This is a genomic window from Bradyrhizobium sp. B124 (assembly GCF_038967635.1).
Taxonomy (GTDB): domain Bacteria; phylum Pseudomonadota; class Alphaproteobacteria; order Rhizobiales; family Xanthobacteraceae; genus Bradyrhizobium.
In genome coordinates, this window is the sequence record NZ_CP152413.1 from 4,667,540 (window position 1) to 4,685,877 (window position 18,338).

13 protein-coding genes and 1 pseudogene are annotated in these 18,338 nt (G+C 65.7%); 6 read left to right on the plus strand and 8 right to left on the minus strand.

The annotated features are described in order from the left end of the window. The first annotated feature begins 44 nt into the window (after positions 1 to 44). On the plus strand, positions 45 to 1,556 hold the full coding sequence (locus AAFG13_RS22310; RefSeq protein ID WP_342708222.1) for a PLP-dependent aminotransferase family protein: 1,512 nt from the start codon (positions 45 to 47) through the stop codon (positions 1,554 to 1,556). Between the two features lie 16 nt (positions 1,557 to 1,572). Here AAFG13_RS22310 and AAFG13_RS22315 read toward each other — a convergent pair whose 3' ends face one another. Continuing rightward, positions 1,573 to 2,085, minus strand: a complete 513-nt coding sequence (locus AAFG13_RS22315) for a DUF1465 family protein (RefSeq protein ID WP_342708223.1) — start codon at positions 2,083 to 2,085, stop codon at positions 1,573 to 1,575. 632 nt (positions 2,086 to 2,717) lie between these two features. Continuing rightward, positions 2,718 to 2,909 (minus strand): DUF1192 domain-containing protein, encoded by a 192-nt coding sequence (locus AAFG13_RS22320; RefSeq protein WP_212318352.1) that lies wholly within the window; start codon positions 2,907 to 2,909, stop codon positions 2,718 to 2,720. A gap of 268 nt (positions 2,910 to 3,177) precedes the next feature. Here AAFG13_RS22320 and metG point away from each other — a divergent pair. The 3 genes and pseudogenes from metG (at position 3,178) to AAFG13_RS22335 (ending at position 8,921) form a co-directional block, all read left to right on the plus strand. Then, positions 3,178 to 4,856, plus strand: a pseudogene (metG, locus tag AAFG13_RS22325) (methionine--tRNA ligase). Positions 4,857 to 4,925: 69 nt separating this feature from the next. Then, positions 4,926 to 5,924 carry an NAD(P)H-quinone oxidoreductase gene (locus tag AAFG13_RS22330; RefSeq protein ID WP_342708224.1) on the plus strand — a complete coding sequence of 333 codons (999 nt, stop codon included), beginning with the start codon at positions 4,926 to 4,928 and terminating at the stop codon, positions 5,922 to 5,924. Between the two features lie 120 nt (positions 5,925 to 6,044). After that, positions 6,045 to 8,921 carry an EAL domain-containing protein gene (locus AAFG13_RS22335; RefSeq protein WP_171947977.1) on the plus strand — a complete coding sequence of 959 codons (2,877 nt, stop codon included), beginning with the start codon at positions 6,045 to 6,047 and terminating at the stop codon, positions 8,919 to 8,921. On the opposite strand, the gene AAFG13_RS22340 is transcribed toward AAFG13_RS22335, so the two are convergent. Then, a complete protein-coding gene (locus tag AAFG13_RS22340) occupies positions 8,918 to 9,175 on the minus strand; it encodes a hypothetical protein (protein WP_212318358.1) in 258 nt (85 codons plus the stop codon). The two genes, AAFG13_RS22335 and AAFG13_RS22340, sit on opposite strands and share 4 nt — an antisense overlap. A 122-nt stretch (positions 9,176 to 9,297) precedes the next feature. Here AAFG13_RS22340 and AAFG13_RS22345 point away from each other — a divergent pair, with 122 nt between their 5' ends. Together AAFG13_RS22345 and AAFG13_RS22350 are read left to right on the plus strand one after the other, a co-directional pair. Next, entirely contained in the window at positions 9,298 to 10,791 is a 1,494-nt protein-coding gene (locus AAFG13_RS22345) for a sensor domain-containing diguanylate cyclase (protein ID WP_342708225.1), read from the plus strand. Between the two features lie 204 nt (positions 10,792 to 10,995). Next, positions 10,996 to 12,135, plus strand: a complete 1,140-nt coding sequence (locus AAFG13_RS22350; protein WP_342708226.1) for an IS481 family transposase — start codon at positions 10,996 to 10,998, stop codon at positions 12,133 to 12,135. Positions 12,136 to 12,291: 156 nt separating this feature from the next. Here AAFG13_RS22350 and AAFG13_RS22355 read toward each other — a convergent pair whose 3' ends face one another. The 5 genes from AAFG13_RS22355 to AAFG13_RS22375 form a co-directional block, all read right to left on the minus strand. Next, positions 12,292 to 14,352 (minus strand): DEAD/DEAH box helicase, encoded by a 2,061-nt coding sequence (locus tag AAFG13_RS22355; protein ID WP_342708227.1) that lies wholly within the window; start codon positions 14,350 to 14,352, stop codon positions 12,292 to 12,294. A gap of 165 nt (positions 14,353 to 14,517) precedes the next feature. After that, positions 14,518 to 15,111 (minus strand): N-acetyltransferase, encoded by a 594-nt coding sequence (locus AAFG13_RS22360; protein WP_342708228.1) that lies wholly within the window; start codon positions 15,109 to 15,111, stop codon positions 14,518 to 14,520. After that, positions 15,111 to 15,938, minus strand: coding sequence for an ABC transporter ATP-binding protein (locus AAFG13_RS22365; protein WP_342708229.1), 828 nt, complete (start codon positions 15,936 to 15,938; stop codon positions 15,111 to 15,113). The genes AAFG13_RS22360 and AAFG13_RS22365 overlap by 1 nt, the downstream gene beginning before the upstream one ends. A gap of 12 nt (positions 15,939 to 15,950) precedes the next feature. Next, positions 15,951 to 16,748, minus strand: coding sequence for an ABC transporter permease (locus AAFG13_RS22370; RefSeq protein ID WP_342708230.1), 798 nt, complete (start codon positions 16,746 to 16,748; stop codon positions 15,951 to 15,953). Between the two features lie 23 nt (positions 16,749 to 16,771). Continuing rightward, the gene (locus tag AAFG13_RS22375) at positions 16,772 to 18,235 is read right to left on the minus strand and encodes a hypothetical protein (RefSeq protein ID WP_342708231.1); all 1,464 of its coding nucleotides are present in this window, start codon (positions 18,233 to 18,235) and stop codon (positions 16,772 to 16,774) included. Positions 18,236 to 18,338 lie beyond the last annotated feature (103 nt).

An 18,338-nucleotide genomic window follows, 5' to 3' on the forward strand; every position in this document is an offset into this window, starting at 1 on the left:
GGCCTATGATAAGGGCCACTTTCGATCATCATGACTGGTCCACTATGCCCCGTCTGCGCGCCACCATCAGCATCCCCTCGCTGCGGGCGGTCGACCGCGCCGCCGGACAGGTCGGACGCCAGATCGCGCGGGCGCTGCGCGCCGCCATCGCCAATGGCGAACTGAAGGCCGGCGAATATCTGCCGTCGACGCGCGCGCTGTCGACCTCGCTCGGCGTTGCGCGCGGCACGGTCACGGAGGCGTTTGAGCAGTTGCAGGCCGAGGGCTATCTGCAATCGCAGGTCGGCGCCGGCACCCGCGTCGCGGCGACGCTCGCCGAGCAAGCACGGCCGGTCGTGGTCAATCGCAGCCTGAACAAGCCCGCGCCGATCCAGCTGCCTGCGCGCGCTGCGCGACTTGCCAAGGTGGTGACGGCCTTCACGCCGATGCCGGAAGTCCCGTTTGCGATCGCAGTCCCCGGCGGCGCCGTCGCGCCCGACGACAACTGGCGCCGCCTCGGCAACCGCGTGCGCGCGTCGCGCGCGGCAGCGCCGGCAAGCTACGGCGATCCGCGCGGCCTGATGGCACTGCGGCAGGCGATCGCCGACTATGTGCGCAAATCCCGCGCAGTGCATTGCGAGCCCGGGCAGGTCGTGATCACGGCCGGCACGCAGCAGGGCCTCTATCTCGCCGGCCGCGTGCTGCTGTCGGCGGGCGACCGGGTGTGGGCCGAGGATCCCGCCTATCCCGGCATGACGGCCGTGCTCGACGATCTCGATCTCGTCACCACACGCGTTGCAGTCGATGCACAAGGCATCGACGTCGAGGCGGCGATTGCCGCATGTCCGGATGCGCGCGCGGCTTTCGTGACGCCCTCGCATCAATATCCGCTCGGCATGCCGATGAGCATGGCCCGCCGCAACGCGCTGGTGGCGTGGGCGCAGCGAAGCAATGCGTGGATCGTCGAGGACGATTACGACAGCGAGCTGCGCTATGCAGGCCATCCCTTCCCGTCGATGCAAGGCCTCGCGCCGTCGCGCGTGATCTATCTGGGCACGCTAAGCAAGGTGCTGTTTCCCTCGCTGCGGCTCGGCTACGTCGTGGCGCCGCTGCCGTTGATCGACGCCTTTGCCGGCGCGCGGGCGCTGCTCGACCGGCATTCACCGACCACCGACCAGCACGTGCTGGCGGCCTACATGAGCGAGGGGCTGTTCGAAGCGCATATCAGGCGCATCCGCGGCGTCTACGCCGCGCGCCGCGCGACGCTGATCTCGGCGCTTGCGCGTCACATGCCTGATGATTTCACGCTGCAGCCGAGCGACCAGGGCATGCATCTGTTGCTGTGGATGCCGCAAGACTTCGATGATGTGCAACTGGCGAAGGCCGCACTTGCCGACGGCATCGTCGTGCGGCCGATTTCACCGATGTACCACGCAGCAGCGCGGCCCGGCCTGATGCTCGGCTTCGGTGGATTCGAACCGGAAGAACTGGAGACGGCAGCGATACGGCTGCGGCAGATGATCGATCAGCACACACCGCGGCGGGCCAAGCCACGCCGCACCGAGGTCTCACACTGAGCTGACTGTTCGTATCTTACTGCTCGAACGCAGCCTTGAGCCGGTTGAGCTGCGGCACCAGCGGGTTGCCGATCGACGAACGATCCGGCGCCGGCGCATGAATCGTGGTGTCGAGGCGGCGGACGCGCGCCTGCAGCTCCATCGAGCGGGCGATCAGCTGCTGCAATTGCTCCGGCAACTTGGTCACCATGTCGGCCGGGCCGGGATCGGCGGCCGACAGCTTCACCTTGGTCTTCTCGCGATTGGCCTGGGTCAGCGTCATCTCGCCTTCCTTGACCGCGCGGTGCAACAGCAGCCAGGAGGCGAGCTGCATCAGCCGGGTGGTCAGGCGCATACTTTCGGTGGCATAGGTCAGGCTGACCGAACGCTCCAGCGCCTTGGCCTCGGCACGGCCGTCGCCGTCGAGATAGGCAGCGGTCTGCTCGACCAAATCCATGCCTTCCCGGAACAGCACGCCAAATGCCGCAGAATTGGTCAGCCGTTCACTGAACAGCACAAGCCCGGCTTCGTTCTGGGAACGATCCGCCATGGTTAACGCCCTCACACCATCGTAACGCCCGCTGGCATCTGACGCGCCAGCTTATGATGAACAAATCATTGCGCGGGCGCGCGGCAGAGTCCAGCCGCAACCGGATTTATGGTTTCCAACGGATAGGACGCACAAAAAAGAGCCGCCGTTTCCGGCGGCTTTTGAAGTTGATAACAGGGAGGCGTCAAACAGAGTGGACAGGAGCCACTCGGTGTCCAAACGAGGACAATGCAGTCATAATCGAGAAAGCTTAACCGATCGTAAATGAACGGATTTCTTCAGGCTTTGTTTGCCATGTCGGCCATTGACCTAGTTTGGGACAGCACCGCTGACGAGAGGTGCGAACGCGTAGCCCGGATGGAGCGAGGTCGGACGGCACTTCTTCTCCTTCCCCCTGCAAGGAGGAAGGTCGGGATGGGGCTCAGCCGCAGGCGACGCTGCAAGTGGAGAGAGCAGATCCCCACCCGCTTTGCTCTGACGAGCAAAGCGACCTCCCCTTTTCAAGGGGAGGTTTGGAGAAGCGTAGCCCGGATGGAGCGCAGCGAAATCCGGGAATGCTCCATCCGCGGATAGCGCGGCCCCGGATTGCGCTTCGCTCCATCCGGGCTACGGGACCGAATGATGTCGAAGCGCTACGACTTGAAGAACGCGTTCGCGGCGTCCTTCGACGCGCGCTTCTTCGTCATCGCCTCTTTCAGGCGATCGACTTCGGTCGTGAGCAGCGCGATACGCTCGGTCAATTCCTCGACCGACAGCAGCGAGAGTTCCTGTCCGATCTCGTGGGTGATCTTCTTCCGCGGCCGGTCCTCATCCTCAATCGGCATGTGTCCTCCCCGCGATGACGATCTGGCGCCTTGCGTCCAGAGCTGGTAATGTCCTTGTGCAGGAGAATTTTGCAGTGACTTTCGTGTGCGCGCAACATCTGAAGCGAATGCCCCGGCTCGACCGCAAGGAGTCTGACCGGACGGGATAGTGCGCCTGCGCGCCAGGCATGAGCCGCCCCCAAGCCCTTCCGATCATGCGGGAGGGCTTTTTGATTTTCGATTTGATTGCACCGGGGTCGGCATCACCAGACGCGAAAGACCCTAACCCATGAGCAAAATTCTCATCACCAGCGCCCTTCCTTATGTGAACGGCGTCAAGCATCTCGGCAATCTGATCGGCTCGCTGCTGCCCGCCGACGTCCACGCCCGCTTCCGCAGGCAGACCGGTAACGACTGCTCTTCATCTGCGCGACCGACGAGCACGGCACGCCGGCCGAACTCGGCGCCATCGAGGCCGGACAAGATATCCGGGCGTTCTGCGATGCGCAGCACATCGTCCAGGCCGACATCTACCGGCGCTTCGGTCTGTCCTTCGATCATTTCGGCCGCACCAGCGCGCCGCACAATCATGCGCTGACGCAGCATTTCTATCGCCGGCTCGATGCAGCCGGGCTGATCGAGGCGCGCAGCTCACAGCAAGTGTGGTCGCCGGCCGACCGACGCTTCCTGCCCGACCGCTACGTGCTCGGCACCTGCCCGCATTGCGGCGATGGATCGGCGCGTGGCGATCAATGCGACCATTGCGGCACGCTGCTCGACCCGCCGGACCTCATCGATCCGCGCTCGGCGCTATCGGGCGACTGCGCGCTCGAGATCCGCGACAGTCGTCATCTGTTCCTGCGCCAGTCCCAGCTGGTCGACAGCATCGGTGCATGGATCGACAGCCGCACCGGCTGGCCGCCCTTCGTGGTGTCGACCGCGAGGAGCTGGCTCAATGCCGAGCTGCGCGACCGCTGCATCACGCGCGACCTCGCCTGGGGCATCGCCGTGCCGCGCGAGGGTTTTGACGGCAAGGTGTTCTACGTCTGGTTCGATGCGCCGATCGGCTACATCGCGGCGACGCAGGAATGGGCCGCCGCTGCGCCCGGCCGCGACTGGCGAGAATGGTGGTGGCAGGCCGACGACGTCAGCTACATCCAGTTTCTCGGCAAGGACAACATCCCGTTCCACACCGTGAGTTTTCCGGCAACGCTGATCGGCTCCGGCGAGCCGTGGAAAACCGCCGATGTCATCAAGGGATTCCACTGGCTGAATTACGAGGGCGGCAAGTTCTCGACCAGCCGCAAGCGCGGCGTCTTCACCGACGCGGCGCTGGAGGAATTGCCGGCCGATCTCTGGCGCTGGTGGCTGATCGCCAACGCGCCCGAAAGCGCCGACACCGATTTTGCCGTCGCGAGATTTGTTGCCGATGTGAACAAGGATCTCGCCGATATCTTCGGCAATCTTGCCAACCGCATCATCAGCTTTGCGCACCGCGCCTTCGACGGCCGAACCCCGGATGGTGGTGTACCCGGTGAGGCCGAGCGGCAACTCGCGCTTGATCTGGAGCAGCGCATCGCAGCACTGCACCGCCATCACACGGCGCTGGAGTTTCGTGCGGCGGCAGCTGCGACCCGCGCGATCTGGGACATCGCGAATGCTTACCTGCAGCACGCAGCACCATGGACGGCGATCAAGTCCGATCCGGCACGCGCCGCGATCATCACCTGCACGGGCCTGAATCTCGTCGCGCTCTGCGCCACGCTGGCGTGGAGCATCGTGCCTGATCTCGCGGCGCGCGTGCTTGGCGCGCTCGGTCGCGACGATGTGATCCCGTCCTGGCCCAATGGCCCACTCATCCCGCTACTGGATCAAGGCGCCGGTACGCCGGTCGCAAGGCTCGGCCCGCTGGTCGAGAAAATCAGCCCCGAAAAAGCCGACCATCTGACGAGGCGGTTCGGGACTTAATGGCGTTTCGCTTCGTTGCAAAAGGCGGTATGCCACAAGCCAATCCTCTTCACTGACCAGGGACGAACCATGCCAAACCTGCCCGCGCAAATGACCGTCGTTGCCATCAGCAAGCCAGGTGGCCCGGAGGTGCTGGTGCCGGAGACCCGCGCGCTGCCGGTGCCGGGTCCCGGCGAAATCCTGGTCAAGGTCGCGGCCGCCGGCGTCAATCGCCCTGACGTCGCGCAGCGCTCCGGCTCCTATCCGCCGCCGCCCGGCGCGAGCGACCTGCCCGGCCTCGAGATCGCAGGCGAAGTGGTCGCACTCGGCGACGGCGCCAAGCACAAGATCGGCGACAAGGTGATGTCGCTCGTCGCCGGCGGCGGCTACGCGCAATATTGCATCGCGCAGGACGCGCAGGCGATGACCGTGCCGTCGCAGCTCACGATGCAGGAAGCCGGCGCTATTCCGGAAACGCTGATGACCGTCTGGCACAACGTGTTCGAGCGCGGCGCGCTCAAAGCCGGCGAGACGCTGCTGATTCACGGCGGCTCGTCGGGCATCGGCACGATGGCGATCCAGCTTGCCAAGGCGTTCGGCGCCAAGGTGATCGTCACCGTCGGCTCGCAGGACAAGGCTGACGCCTGCCTCAAGCTCGGCGCCGATCGCGCGGTCAACTACAAGACCGAGGATTTCGTCGAGGCCGTGAAGCAGGCGACCGGCGGCAACGGCGCCGATGTCATCCTCGACATGGTGGGCGGCGACTATATCGACCGGAACTATGACGCCGCTGCGGTCGAGGGCCGCATCGTCCAGATCGCGTTCCTGTCGGGAACACCGAAGGCCACAGTCAATTTCGCCAAGCTGATGGTCAAGCGGCTGCACCACACCGGCTCGACCCTGCGCCCCCGTAGTAATGCGGACAAGGCGGCAATGGTCGCGGCGATCGAGGCCAAGGTGCTGCCCTTGTTGCGCGAAGGCCGCATCAAACCGCTGATGGACAGCACATTCCCGCTGGAAAAGGCCGCCGATGCGCACCGCCGCATGGAGACCAGCGAACATATTGGCAAAATTGTGTTGGCGGTTTAACTCTCGCAGCGGAAGCAGGGGCGGAAACCCTTTGATTCCCTTCGCTTTCGTGTCATTTATCGCGCCACCTCCGGGCCGGTCGCCGGGCCCGGGCAGTTTGTCGATCGCGGAGTACTGACATTGCGTCTGATCAGGTGCCTTGCGCTGCTGGCGCTGGGCCTCATGATGTTTGCCGCTGCGCCCGACGCGTATGCGATCGACGCGGTCAGCGTGCGCAGCGATGCGCCGGCGATCGACCTTACCGCGGTTCTCGACCATCAGCGCAGCGAAACCGACCGCATCCAGGTTTCCACTGCACCTGGAACCGACGGCATCGTGCGCCGCATCGAAGTTCGCGCCCGCGAAGGCGGCCAGAACTGGGTGGTGTTCGCACTCGCCAACAACACCGACGACCAGCTCGACCGCCTGATCGTCGCGCCGCACTATCGCATCGTGTCATCCGGCCTGTTGTGGCCCGACCTCGGCCTGTCGCGCATCGCCACCATCACGCCGTCGGTCGGCGATCGTCCGGAGCGGCAGGAGAGCCCGACCGCCGACGTGTTCCGCATCACGCTCGATCCCGGCGCTGTCGTCACCTATGTCGCGGAACTGCGCACCGACAAGCTGCCGCAGCTCTATCTGTGGGAACCCGACGCCTACAAGGATAAGGTCAACTCGTTCACGCTGTACCAGGGCATCGTGATCGGCATCTCGGGCCTGCTTGCGCTCGTGCTCACGATCTTGTTTGTGGTCAAGGGCAGCATCATGTTCCCCGCCGCCGCCGCGCTGGCCTGGGCGGTGCTGGTCTATATCGGCGTCGACTTCGGCTTCTGGGGCAAGGTGCTCGACATGTCGAACAACGCCGAGCGCGTCTGGCGCGCGGCGGGCGAGGCAATCCTCGCCGCGACGTTGCTGGTGTTCCTGTTCGCCTATCTGAATTTGAGTCGCTGGCATGTGCGCTACTCGCACATCACGATCGGCTGGCTCGTCTTCCTCGGCTCGCTGGTGGCGCTGGCGCTGTTCGATCCGGCGGTTGCCTCCGGCATCGCGCGGATGTCGCTGGTGATGATCGCCTTCGCCGGCTTCGCGCTGATCGTCTACCTCTCGACCCACGGCTTCGACCGCGCGGTACTGCTGATCCCGACCTGGTTCCTGCTGGTGGTCTGGGTGGTCGCGGCCGGCATGACGGTCGCGGGTTCCGTCACCAACGACATCGTCGGCCCGGCGCTGCTCGGCGGCCTCGTGCTGATCGTGATGCTGATCGGCTTTACGGTGATGCAGCACGCCTTCGCCGGCGGCGGCGCCACCACCGGCGTCGTCTCCGATGTCGAGCGCCGCGCCTTGGCGCTGACCGGCTCCGGCGATCTGATCTGGGACTGGGACGTCTCCGCCGACAAGGTGTTCACCAGCCCGGAGACCGAGGCGCTGCTCGGCCTGAAGCGCGGCACGCTGGAGGGCCCGGCGGCGAAATGGCTCGAAGTTCTGCACCCGCTCGACCAGGACCGTTTCCGCGCCGCGCTCGACAGCGTGCTCGACCAGCGCCGCGGCCGCCTGGTGCAGGATTTCCGGCTGCGTACGCCCGACGGCCACTTCATGTGGTTCGCGCTGAAGGCGCGGCCCGTGGTCGGCTCCGACGGCGAGGTCTCGCGCGTGGTCGGCACCCTCACCGACGTCACCGAGTTCAAGAACTCCGAAGAGCGGATGCTGCATGACTCGGTGCACGACAACCTGACCGGGCTGCCGAACCGACGGCTGTTCATGGACCGCCTCGGCGCGGTGGCGAACCTCGCCAAGACGATGCCGAACCTGCGGCCGACCTTGATGGTGATCGACCTCGACCGCTTCAAGCAAGTCAACGACTCCGTCGGCATCGCGGTCGGCGATTCCATCCTGCTGACGCTGGCGCGCCGTCTGACCCGCATCCTCAAGCCGCAGGACACGCTGGCGCGCATGGCCGGCGACCAGTTCGGCCTGATCCTGCTGTCCGAGCAGGACCCGGCGCGGATCACCAATTTCGCCGAGACCATCCGCAAGACCATCCGCGCGCCGATCGCGTTCAACGACCGCGAGATCTTCCTGACTGCCTCGATCGGCCTTGCGCTGTCCGATCCGGCGGCGCCGCTGACCGACGAGATCATCAAGGACGCCGAGCTTGCGATGTATCATTCGAAGCGGATCGGCGGCGACCGCATCGATGTCTACAAGCCGGCGATGCGGGCGCGGAAGACCGACCGCCTGACCTTGGAGAGCGACCTGCGCCGCGCCATCGAGCGCCAGGAGCTCACGATCCTGTACCAGCCGATCGTGCGGCTGGAGGATCGCGCGATCGCCGGCTTCGAGGCGCTGGTGCGCTGGGACCATCCGAAGCTCGGCCGGATGTCGCCGTCGGAGTTCATCAACGTCGCCGAGGAGACCGGCCTGATCGTCGATCTCGGCATGTTCGTGATGGACCAGACCGCGCGTCAGCTCGCGGTGTGGCAGCGCGCGATGCGCGCCCGCGAGCCGATCTTCGCGTCGGTCAACGTGTCGTCGCGGCAATTGCTGCGCCACGATTTGATCCACGATATCCGCACCGTGCTGTCGCGCTCCTCGGTGGCGCGCGGCACGCTGAAGCTGGAGCTGACGGAATCGCTGGTCATGGAGAATCCGGAGCACGCCGCCCAGATGCTGGCGCGGATCCGCGAGCTCGGCACCGGCCTGTCGCTCGACGATTTCGGCACCGGACACTCCTCGCTGTCTTATCTGCAGCGCTTCCCGTTCGACACCATCAAGATCGACCAGTCCTTCGTCCGCACCACCAGCCGCGGCACCCGCCCGGTGATCCTGAAATCGATCATCGCGCTGGCGCACGATCTCGGCATGGAAGTGGTCGCGGAGGGCGCCGAGACGGACTCGGACGCCGTCGAGCTCTACCAGCTCGGCTGCGAATACGCGCAGGGCTTTGCCTTCGGCGAACCGATGGACGCCGACGCCGCCACGCGCCTCCTCACCGAGGAACGGCTGGAAGCCGCGAGCTAGCGCGGCTTCGGCATTCGCTTGAACCTGACACTCTTGCCGTCGGCCTGGCGCGTGGCGATGTAGCCGGCGTCGAGGCAGGCTTCGCGCTGCGGCATCTTCTCCTGCGGGCTGCGCAGGGTTTCCCACCACGACGCCCGGTGCGCGGCGCGCGGCAGCGCGGCATCGATGATCGCCTCGATCTCGTCGAAGGTCAGCACGAATTCGGGCAAATGCTGCTTCTTCAGATAGTCGCGCAGCGCGTCGTAGTCGTTCACAACATCCTCAATGACAATAAACCAGGGTCCGGCAACCACCCGTTAACCCATTCGGCGACCGCTGTCGCCATTTAAGGCGACAACAAGATTTTCCGTTGCATGACGGCACTTTGGAGCGGGACATGCCATTTCGACGGGGAAACGACGCAAGGCGGCGCTGGCGGCTATCGGCAAAGCTGCTGATCGCAGCGTCGATTGCGACGGTCCTCGGCTTTTCCGCGATCTGCGCCGGCGTGATGTTCGACATGCGCCGCGGCGAGGAGCAGCTGGCCCGCCGGACCCTGGAGAATCTGGCGTCAGGCATCGAGGCCGACATCAGCCGCAACATCGAGCTCTACGACCTGTCGCTGCGCGCGGTCGCCAGCAATCTGGAAATGCCGGAGATCCGCGGCGTCAGCAAGGAACTGCGCCAGCTGATCCTGTTCGATCATGCCGCGACCGCAAAGCATTTCGGCGCGATCCAGGTGTTCGACACCAAGGGCAATCTGACCATCGACGCGGCGAGCCTCGATCCGCAGCCGGAGAACCGCAGCGACGAGGAGTATTTCACGATCCAGCGCGACCATCCCGACACCGGGCTGTATGTCAGCCGGCCGATGCTGCATCGCGGCGCCTACGCCATCGTGCTGAGCCGGCGCATCACCGGTGAGGACGGCCGCTTTCTCGGCGTCGTGGTCGGCTCGATCCGCTTCAGCTACTTCCACGATCTGTTCGGGCGGCTGAACCTCACGCCGGGCGACACCATCACGGTGCTGCGCAACGACCGCACCATCATCATGCGGACACCGTTCGATCTCGACGTGATCGGCAAGAACCTCGCCGAGCAGCTGGACTGGCGATCCGAGAACCTGAAGGTGGGCGGCGCGTTCTCGGGTAAGGGCCCGGTCGACGACACGCCGCGGCTCTATGTCAGGCGCAGCAGCAGCGGGCCGCTTTACGTGGTGGTCGGCAAGCCGCTCGAAGCCGTCTTCAATCTATGGCGCACCGAGGCGATCCGGATCGGCGCGATCATGGCCTTTCTGGTGCTGTTCGTGCTCAGCGCGACGCTGGTGCTCGCCCGCGAGATCGTCCGCCGCGCCGACGCCGAGGACAAGCTCGAGGAGTTGGCGACCACCGACGCGCTCACCGGCCTGAAGAACCGGCGCAAGTTCGATGCCGAGATCGACCGCGAATGGCGTCGTGCCGGCCGCTACGGCCAGCCGGTCGCATTGCTGATGATCGATGCCGATCATTTCAAGGCCTACAACGACACCTATGGGCATCAGGCCGGCGACCAGGTGCTGGTGGGAATTGCGATCTGCATTTCGGATGCGGTGCGCCGCGCCGGCGATTGCCCGGCGCGCTTCGGCGGCGAGGAATTCGCCGTGCTGCTGCCCAACATGACCGCGCTCGAGGCCTTCAACCTGGCCGAGACCATCCGCGGCAAGGTCCAGCAATGGTGCGAGGGTGAGCTGATCACGACGGTGAGCATCGGCGCCGCCAGCATGCGGCCGCTCGCAGGCCAGCAATGGTCCGACCTGATCGAAGCCGCCGACAAGGCGCTCTACGCCGCCAAGGCCAACGGCCGCAACCAGTCGGTGCTCGCCACCGTGCCGAAGATCGCGCTGGTGGCGTGAGTTCGGCTTCTTATGTCAAAGAGCATATTCGGTGTCATCACCCGCGCATGCGGGTGATCCAGTATTCCAGAGGCGCCGGCGCTTGAGCCGAGAAGCCGCGGCGTACTGGATCGCCCGGTCAAGTGTGCGGACCGGGGACATGGGTAACACCGTTCGGAGACATGGGTAACACATCGACGGCATGGAATGGCTTGGGAGGCCGACATGCCGTGGCGCGAGGTGTCACTCATGGACCAGAGGAAAGAGTTCGTTCGATTGTTCCAGCAGCCGGATGTGAACCGGCGGGAGCTGTGCCGTCGTTTCCAGATCAGTCCGAAGACGGCTTACAAGTGGCTGGCAAGGGCGACCGCCGCAGAGGCTACGGAGAAGGATTGGGCCCGGGATCGGCCCCGGCGACCGCATGCCTCTCCGGCGCGAAGTTCGACGGCGATCGAAACGGCCGTCTTGGAGGTTCGAGATGCGCATCCCGCATGGGGGGCTCGCAAGATCCGCCATCGCCTTCAGGACCGGAAGAAAAGCCTCCCCTCGGCCTCGACGATCCACGCGATTCTGGCTCGGCATGAGCGCGTTCCACCGCCTGCCCAGCCGGCGCAATACATCCGCTTCGAGCATCCGGCTCCCAACGACGTCTGGCAGATGGACTTCAAGGGTCGCTTCCCCTTGGGCGACCGGCAGATGTGCCATCCGCTCACCATGGTCGATGATCATTCCCGTTACGCCCTGTGCTTGCAGGCCTGCACCAACGAGCAGAGTGAGACGGTCCAGCAGCATCTCGAGCAGACCTTTCGCCGCTACGGCTTGCCAAATGCGTTCCTGGTCGACAACGGCGTGCCCTGGGGCACCTGCTCCGAGGTCCGATGGACCAAACTCCGGGTCTGGCTGCTCAAGCTTGGCGTCGACGTCATCTATGCCCGTCCCTATCATCCTCAGACCAAGGGCAAGAACGAGCGCTTCCATCGCACGCTGAAGACCGAAGTCCTGTCCATGACAACGTTCAGAACCACGCGCGATCTGCAAAAGGCATTCGACCGCTGGCGGCACGTCTACAACACCGAGCGACCGCACCAATCACTGGACTACGATGTGCCCGCGAAACGGTATCGGCCAAGCCTTCGTTCGTTGCCGAACAAGTTGCCTGAGCCCGAATACGAGGAAGGGGCAATCGTGCGGAGGGCCAACCAGCTCAAGGCCAATCTCCGCTTCGGCAAGCGGCACTGGCGCGTTCCCGAAGCCTTCCGAGGCGAACTCCTGGCCATCAGGCCACTCGCCACGGACGGAACCTTCGGTGTCTACTTCGGAGCCAACCAGATCGCATCCATCGACCTACGGACCGATTCAAAATGAACCCGTTACCCATGTCTCCGAACGGTGTTACCCATGTCCCCGGTCCGCACATCAAGCCGGGCGACGACGCGTGTTGGTGGGGACGCAGTTCTGTATTCTCGCGACGTGGCTCGTCGCGGAATGCTGACCGAAACGCCGCGCCGCGCTGACGCCAGTTCAGCCGCGATGCTTCTTCTTTGGCTTCTTGCCGAACTTCGGTTTCGCGGGCGATACGTCTGGCCAGTGTCCGGCCTGGCCGGGCTTGTTCCGATTCTTCTTTTTCTTGCCGAACCCCGGCTCGCTGTCGAATTTCGGCTTCGCGCCCTTTCCGTCCCGATTGGATCGGAACGGGGCTCCGGATTCTTGCCTTGGCGCGTAGTCTTCGCGCGAACGGCCCGCGCCTTCGCTCGAAAACGCTCGCGCCTCGCGGTCCGGCTTGCCGCGTCGTCTTGCTGCCGCGTCGTCACGCGGCTCGTCGCGGCGCGGTGCGCTGTGCCCGCCGTCATCCTTGTCGCGCCAAGGATCTTGCCTGGGCTTGCGCGCCGGCTTATCCGAGGGGGCCTGCCGCTGCGGGGCGTCCGCCAGCGGCTCGATGCGGATGGTGTCTTCCTTGTCCGGACGCTTGATCTTGACGGCGAAGGACTCCGCGACCCGCGCGGCGATCTCGAACTCGGTGGTCGTATCCGAGATCTTGATGGCGCCGATGTCGTGCTTGTCGATGCCGCCGCGACGACAGATCATCGGCAACAGCCAGCGGGCCTCGGCATTCTTCCTGCGTCCGATCGAGGCGCGGAACCAGACGGTAGCCTCCTCCATGCCGTGACGCGGGGAGGCCTTGCCGGTCTTCGATCGCGGCCCGGCGGGACGATCCTCGCGGCGCGAGGTGCGCTCGCCGCGGCGATCGTCGCGGTCGCGGCTCCGGCCCTCGCCGGGATCGAGAATGTCTTCGGGCGCAGGCAGCCGCGCGCGATAAAACCGGGCCAGCGCCGCGGCGATCGCCTCCGGCGACCGTTCGGCGAGCAAGGCCTGCGCGAGCACCTGATCGTCGGAGCTCACCTCCTCGGAGAACACCGCGTCCTGCAGCAGGCGGTCATGATCGAGCTTGCGGATCTCGTCCGCCTGCGGCGCAGAACCCCAGACCACATCGATGCCGGCCAGACCCAGCAGCAATTCGGCGCGCCGCCGCCGTGCCGGCGGCACCAGCAGGATGCTGACACCCTTGCGGCCGGCGCGGCCGGTGCGGCCCGAGCGATGCTGCATGACCTCCGGATCTTTCGGCAGATCGGCATGAATGACGAGGTCGAGGCTCGGCAGGTCGATGCCGCGCGCCGCCACGTCGGTCGCGACACAAACCCTGGACCGTCCGTCGCGCAACGCCTGCAGCGCCTGGGTGCGCTCGTTCTGGGTCATTTCGCCTGACAGCGAGGCCACGGAGAACCCGCGCTCCAGCAGCGCCGCCTGCAAATGCCTGACGGCTTCTCGCGTGTTGCAAAACACCAGCGCGCTCGGCGCCTCATGGAAGCGCAGCACGTTGACGACTGCGTGCTCGACATCGTCGGCGGCCACCCGGATGGCGCGGTACTCGATATCGGCGTGGCCGCCCTCGTCGCCCGCGACCTCGATCCGGAACGCCTGTTGCTGATACTGCTTGGCCAGCGCGACGATGCCGCGCGGAAACGTCGCCGAGAACAGCAGGGTTCGGCGCGTGTCCGGCGTGGTCTCGAGGATGAATTCCATGTCCTCGCGGAAGCCGAGATTGAGCATCTCATCGGCCTCGTCGAGAACGACGACCCGCAATCCCGAAATGTCGAGACGGCCCCGCCGCAAATGGTCGCACAACCGGCCGGGCGTGCCGACCACGATGTGGGCGCCTGCGGCCAACTCGCGCTGCTCGCGGCGCGGGTCCATGCCACCGACGCAGGAAACGACGCGACCGTCCGCATGCTCATAGAGCCAGGCGAGCTCGCGCTGAACCTGCAAGGCGAGCTCCCGCGTCGGCGCGACGATCAGCGCCAGCGGTGCGGCGGCCGGCTCGAACCGCTCGGCGCCGTCGAGGAGGTCCTTTGCCATGGCCAATCCGTAGGCAACGGTCTTGCCCGACCCGGTTTGGGCCGAAACGAGAAGATCACGGTCGACGGCGTCGTCCGCGAGCACGGCGAGCTGGACAGGGGTCGGCTGTTCGTAGTTGCGCTCAGCCAAGGCGCGGGCGAGCGGCGAACTTGTGGTCGGGAAGGGCACTGGATGGAAAACCTTGATTGGTCCGGGTGCAGAACGTCGAGCAGGACGACCTGAGGCTGCGTACCCGGCAGGCGGCACAGCCGCATGACGATTTGGGCTGCTTTACGCCAAGAACAACCAAACCGCCATGCCCCCAAGGCCCCCCAAGCCGGAAAAGGTGCCGGATCAGGCCGGCTGTCCGAGCGGGGCCTGGCTGCCGGCGATCCTGTCCACCAACCCGGACAACCGCGATGGCGGCCGGCTGGCTGCGGCAATCAGGCCGCCCGCCCCGCGCAACGCGCCCGGCACGAGTTCGCAGGCCAAAAGGCGATCGCGCTGATACGGGCCGGGCATGCGGAACGCGCCGGTCTGCGCCGCCGAGAAGCCGAAGCGGTCATAATAGGCTGCATCGCCGACCAGGATGACAGCGCGGTGGCCGAGCCGCTGCGCCCGCTGCAAGGCCTGCCGCATCAGCGCGGCGCCGATGCCGAGGCATCGTGCCTCCTCCGCCACCGCGAGCGGGCCGAGCAGCAGGCAGGCGTGACCGGTGCCGGTCACGATCGGCCACAGCCGCAATGTGCCGACCAGGTGGCTGCCACGGCGCGCGACAAACGCGAGGCCGCGCGCAGGCTTGCGGCCCTCGCGCAGCCGCTCCGAGGTCTTGGCCAAGCGGCCAGGACCGAATGCAGCGTCGAGCAGACCCTCTCGCGCCGCCACGTCCGAACGGCGTTCCTGACGGATCGCAACCGGCTTGTCGTTCGGAGAACCGAATGAGGGCATCACGCGACCCTCGCCAGATAGATGAAGACCTCGTCGAGGTCGCGGCACTTGAAGCGCTCGGCGAGCTCGCCCGGACGCCCCATCGCGACGACGCGGCCGCGGCTCATGATCACGACGAAGTCGCAGAGCTGCTCGACCTCGGTCATGTTGTGCGAGGACAGCAGGATGGTGGCGCCGCGGCGCTTTTGATAGGCGCGCAGCCGGCTGCGCACCCACTCGGCACGGTCAGGGTCGAGCGATGCCGTCGGCTCGTCGAGCAGCAGCACGTCCGGGTCGTTGATCAGCGCCTTCGCGACGGCGACGCGGGTCTTCTGCCCGGCCGAGAGCCGCCCGGTGACGCGGTCGAGCACGTCGCCGAGCTCGAAATCCTCGATCAGTTCCTCGACCCGCGCCTTGAGATTGGCGACGCCATAGAGCCGTCCGAACACAGTCAGGTTCTGCCGCACGGTGAGCCGTCCCGGCAATGCGACATAGGGGCTTTCGAAGTTCATCCGGCTGAGCACCTTGTGACGCTCGGTCGCCATGTCGTGGCCGAGCACCATGGCGCGGCCGAAGCTTGGCACCACCAGGCCCATGATCATCGCGATGGTGGTGGTCTTGCCGGCGCCGTTGCCGCCGAGCAGGCCGACGGTCCAGCCCCTCGGCACGTTGAAGTTCACGTCGTCGACGGCCCAATGGGTGCGGTACTTCTTGCAGAGGTCCTCGACCGCGATGGCCGGCGCCTCATCGATACCGAGGCTGACAGGCGCATTGTCCTGCGCGGGGGTGGCGTCTGGCGACACCGGTGTCAGATGTCTGCGGGGCAAAAAGCGTTCGATGCGGCTCATGGATGTCTCCCCTTACTCGCCCATGGTGAGCAGGCCGCCCTTGTGGCGGGCGCTCTGCAACAGGGCAACGAATGTGGCGAAGCCCAAGCCGAGATAGACGGCATTGAGCGCGAGCCCTTCGATCATCAGGTCGGTGCGGAAGGTGCCGTCGAGCAGCACGGCGCGCATGCCCTCGAACACATAGGTCGGCGTCAGCGACCAGGCGACCGGATGCAGCCAGGCCGGCAGCGCCTCGACCGGATAGTAGACGCAGCATAGCGGCAGCAGCACGATCATGATCGAGTAGGCGAGGCTTTCGGCACCGAGACCCTGGCGGATCACGAGGCCGGCGACGACGAGCCCGATCGCCCAGCTGGTCAGCACGAGGTTGAGGAAGAACGCGATCAACCCCGGCCCCATCGCAAAGACATTGAAGCCAAACAGCAGCAGCGTCAGCAATGTCACCGGCAACGTGCCGATCACCAGCCGGATCAGGCTCATCAGCATCAGCGAGGCCGCAAGCTCGAACGGCTGTAGCGGGCTCATCATCAGGTTGGCGAGATTGCGCGACCAGATCTCCTCCAGGAAGGTGAAGGTGAAGCCGAGCTGGCCGCGAAACAGCACGTCCCAGAGCAGGACGGCGCCGAGCAGCAGGCCGGCGGTCGAGGCCATCGCCGACTTGCTCTGATAGAGGTAGGTGTAGAGGAAACCCCACACCAGCATCTGCATCGCCGGCCAGTAGATGATCTCGAGCAGCCGCAGCCATGACGAGCGCAGGATGTAGTAATAGCGCGCCGTCATGGCGGCGATGCGGTTCAGTGACTGTGTCATGGCATCCATCCGTGTGGCCGGCATTAGTCGATCTCGCGGCGGATCGGGCGGCGCTTGCCGACCTTGGGCGGAAACGCCAGCAGCGCGTTGGCCTGCACCCGGACCGGATGCTCGAGGCAGGCTGCGAGCAGATCCTCGAGATGCGCGACCGAGCCGTGCAGCCGTGACATCGGCGTATCCTGGCCGAGCACGACGCGCGCCTCGACGAGGTCGACGCCGCGTTGCACGATCTCGAACTGCGCCAGATGCAGATTGCAGTCGAACATCCAGCGATAGGTCGCATCCAGAATGCTGCCCGCCGGGACCTTGCGGCCGTCGCGGTTGACGAAGGCGTCGTTGAGCCGGCCGTCGATGCTGGCGATCTGCGACCAGTTGATATCAGACGGCGCAGGGTTGGCCGGCTGGGTGATGTAGTCGCCCTGCACGTAGCGGATGAACGGCATCGCCTCGTTGAGCAAATTGGTGATCACGGCGATGCCGGACTGGCCGGCAGCCTGCGGCGCCATCGTGACGGGGTCGAGCACGTCGAGATGCACGGTGTCCTCGCAGACGTGATACTGGCCGTCGGGCATCTCGAGCGCGATCCGCGTCGCCTCCTCGGAGGAATATTCGTCGAGCACGGGCACGCCGAGCTGGCGCGACCATTCCGCGCGCGCAGTGCGCGAGGAATATTCCGAATGCGTCACCGCGAGATTGAGCGAGGAACGGAACTCGTCGACATGCGGCATCAGCGCGTCGAGGCTCGACGGATAGAGCGAGAGGATCTTCGGCCCGAGATAGCGCAGATGCTGGGCGACGCGCGCCGGCGGGATCAGGTTCGAGATGAAGGCGGTCGGATAGTCGCCGCCGATCGAATCGAACCACCACGGCACGGTGTAGACATGGGCGAGCAGATCCTCGGCGCGGTAATTGCCGCCGCTCTGCATCGCGAACTGGCGGACGCCCTGGATGGTGTCGGTGATCACCGCGTCATAGTCGACACGGATCAGCAGGGTCTGGCCGGACGAGCCCGATGAGCGCGTCGGAAACAGATTCTCCGGCTTGTACTTCTTGTTGACGCACTGCTCCGGGAAGGCCGCGACCAGCTCGGGCTTGGTGATAACAGGGATCTTCTGGATGTCGTCATAGTCGCGCAGATGCTCCGGCTTGAAGCCGGCTGCATCATACTTGGCGCGGTAGACCGGAATGTCGCGGTAGGCGAGCTCGACCAGCTCCTTGATGCGGGCGAACTGCCGCGCGCGGATTTCGGACACCGGCAGATAGGGATGCCGCATGCATTCGCCGAGATAGTTCGCGGTGGCCGCGACCAGCTCGGGTGCTGCCTCGTTGGAGGGCTGAAAATCCGGGCGGGTGTGCTCGGTCTCCCAGAACTGGCGCTGCGGCGCGCCGGCCGCATCGGCGGGAACGAGGGACGCGGCGGCTTGATCATGCTCCGGCACCAGAGCAAGGCCGTCATCGGAAACACTGATCGCAAGGGAGGACGTCATTTTCAGCTCCATGATTGACGGGAAGACCGCCCGTTCATGGCGCTATCAATGGCTCGTGGCGCGCATGGCCGCCGTGACGCGCGTCACACGCGGTCGCCCCCCG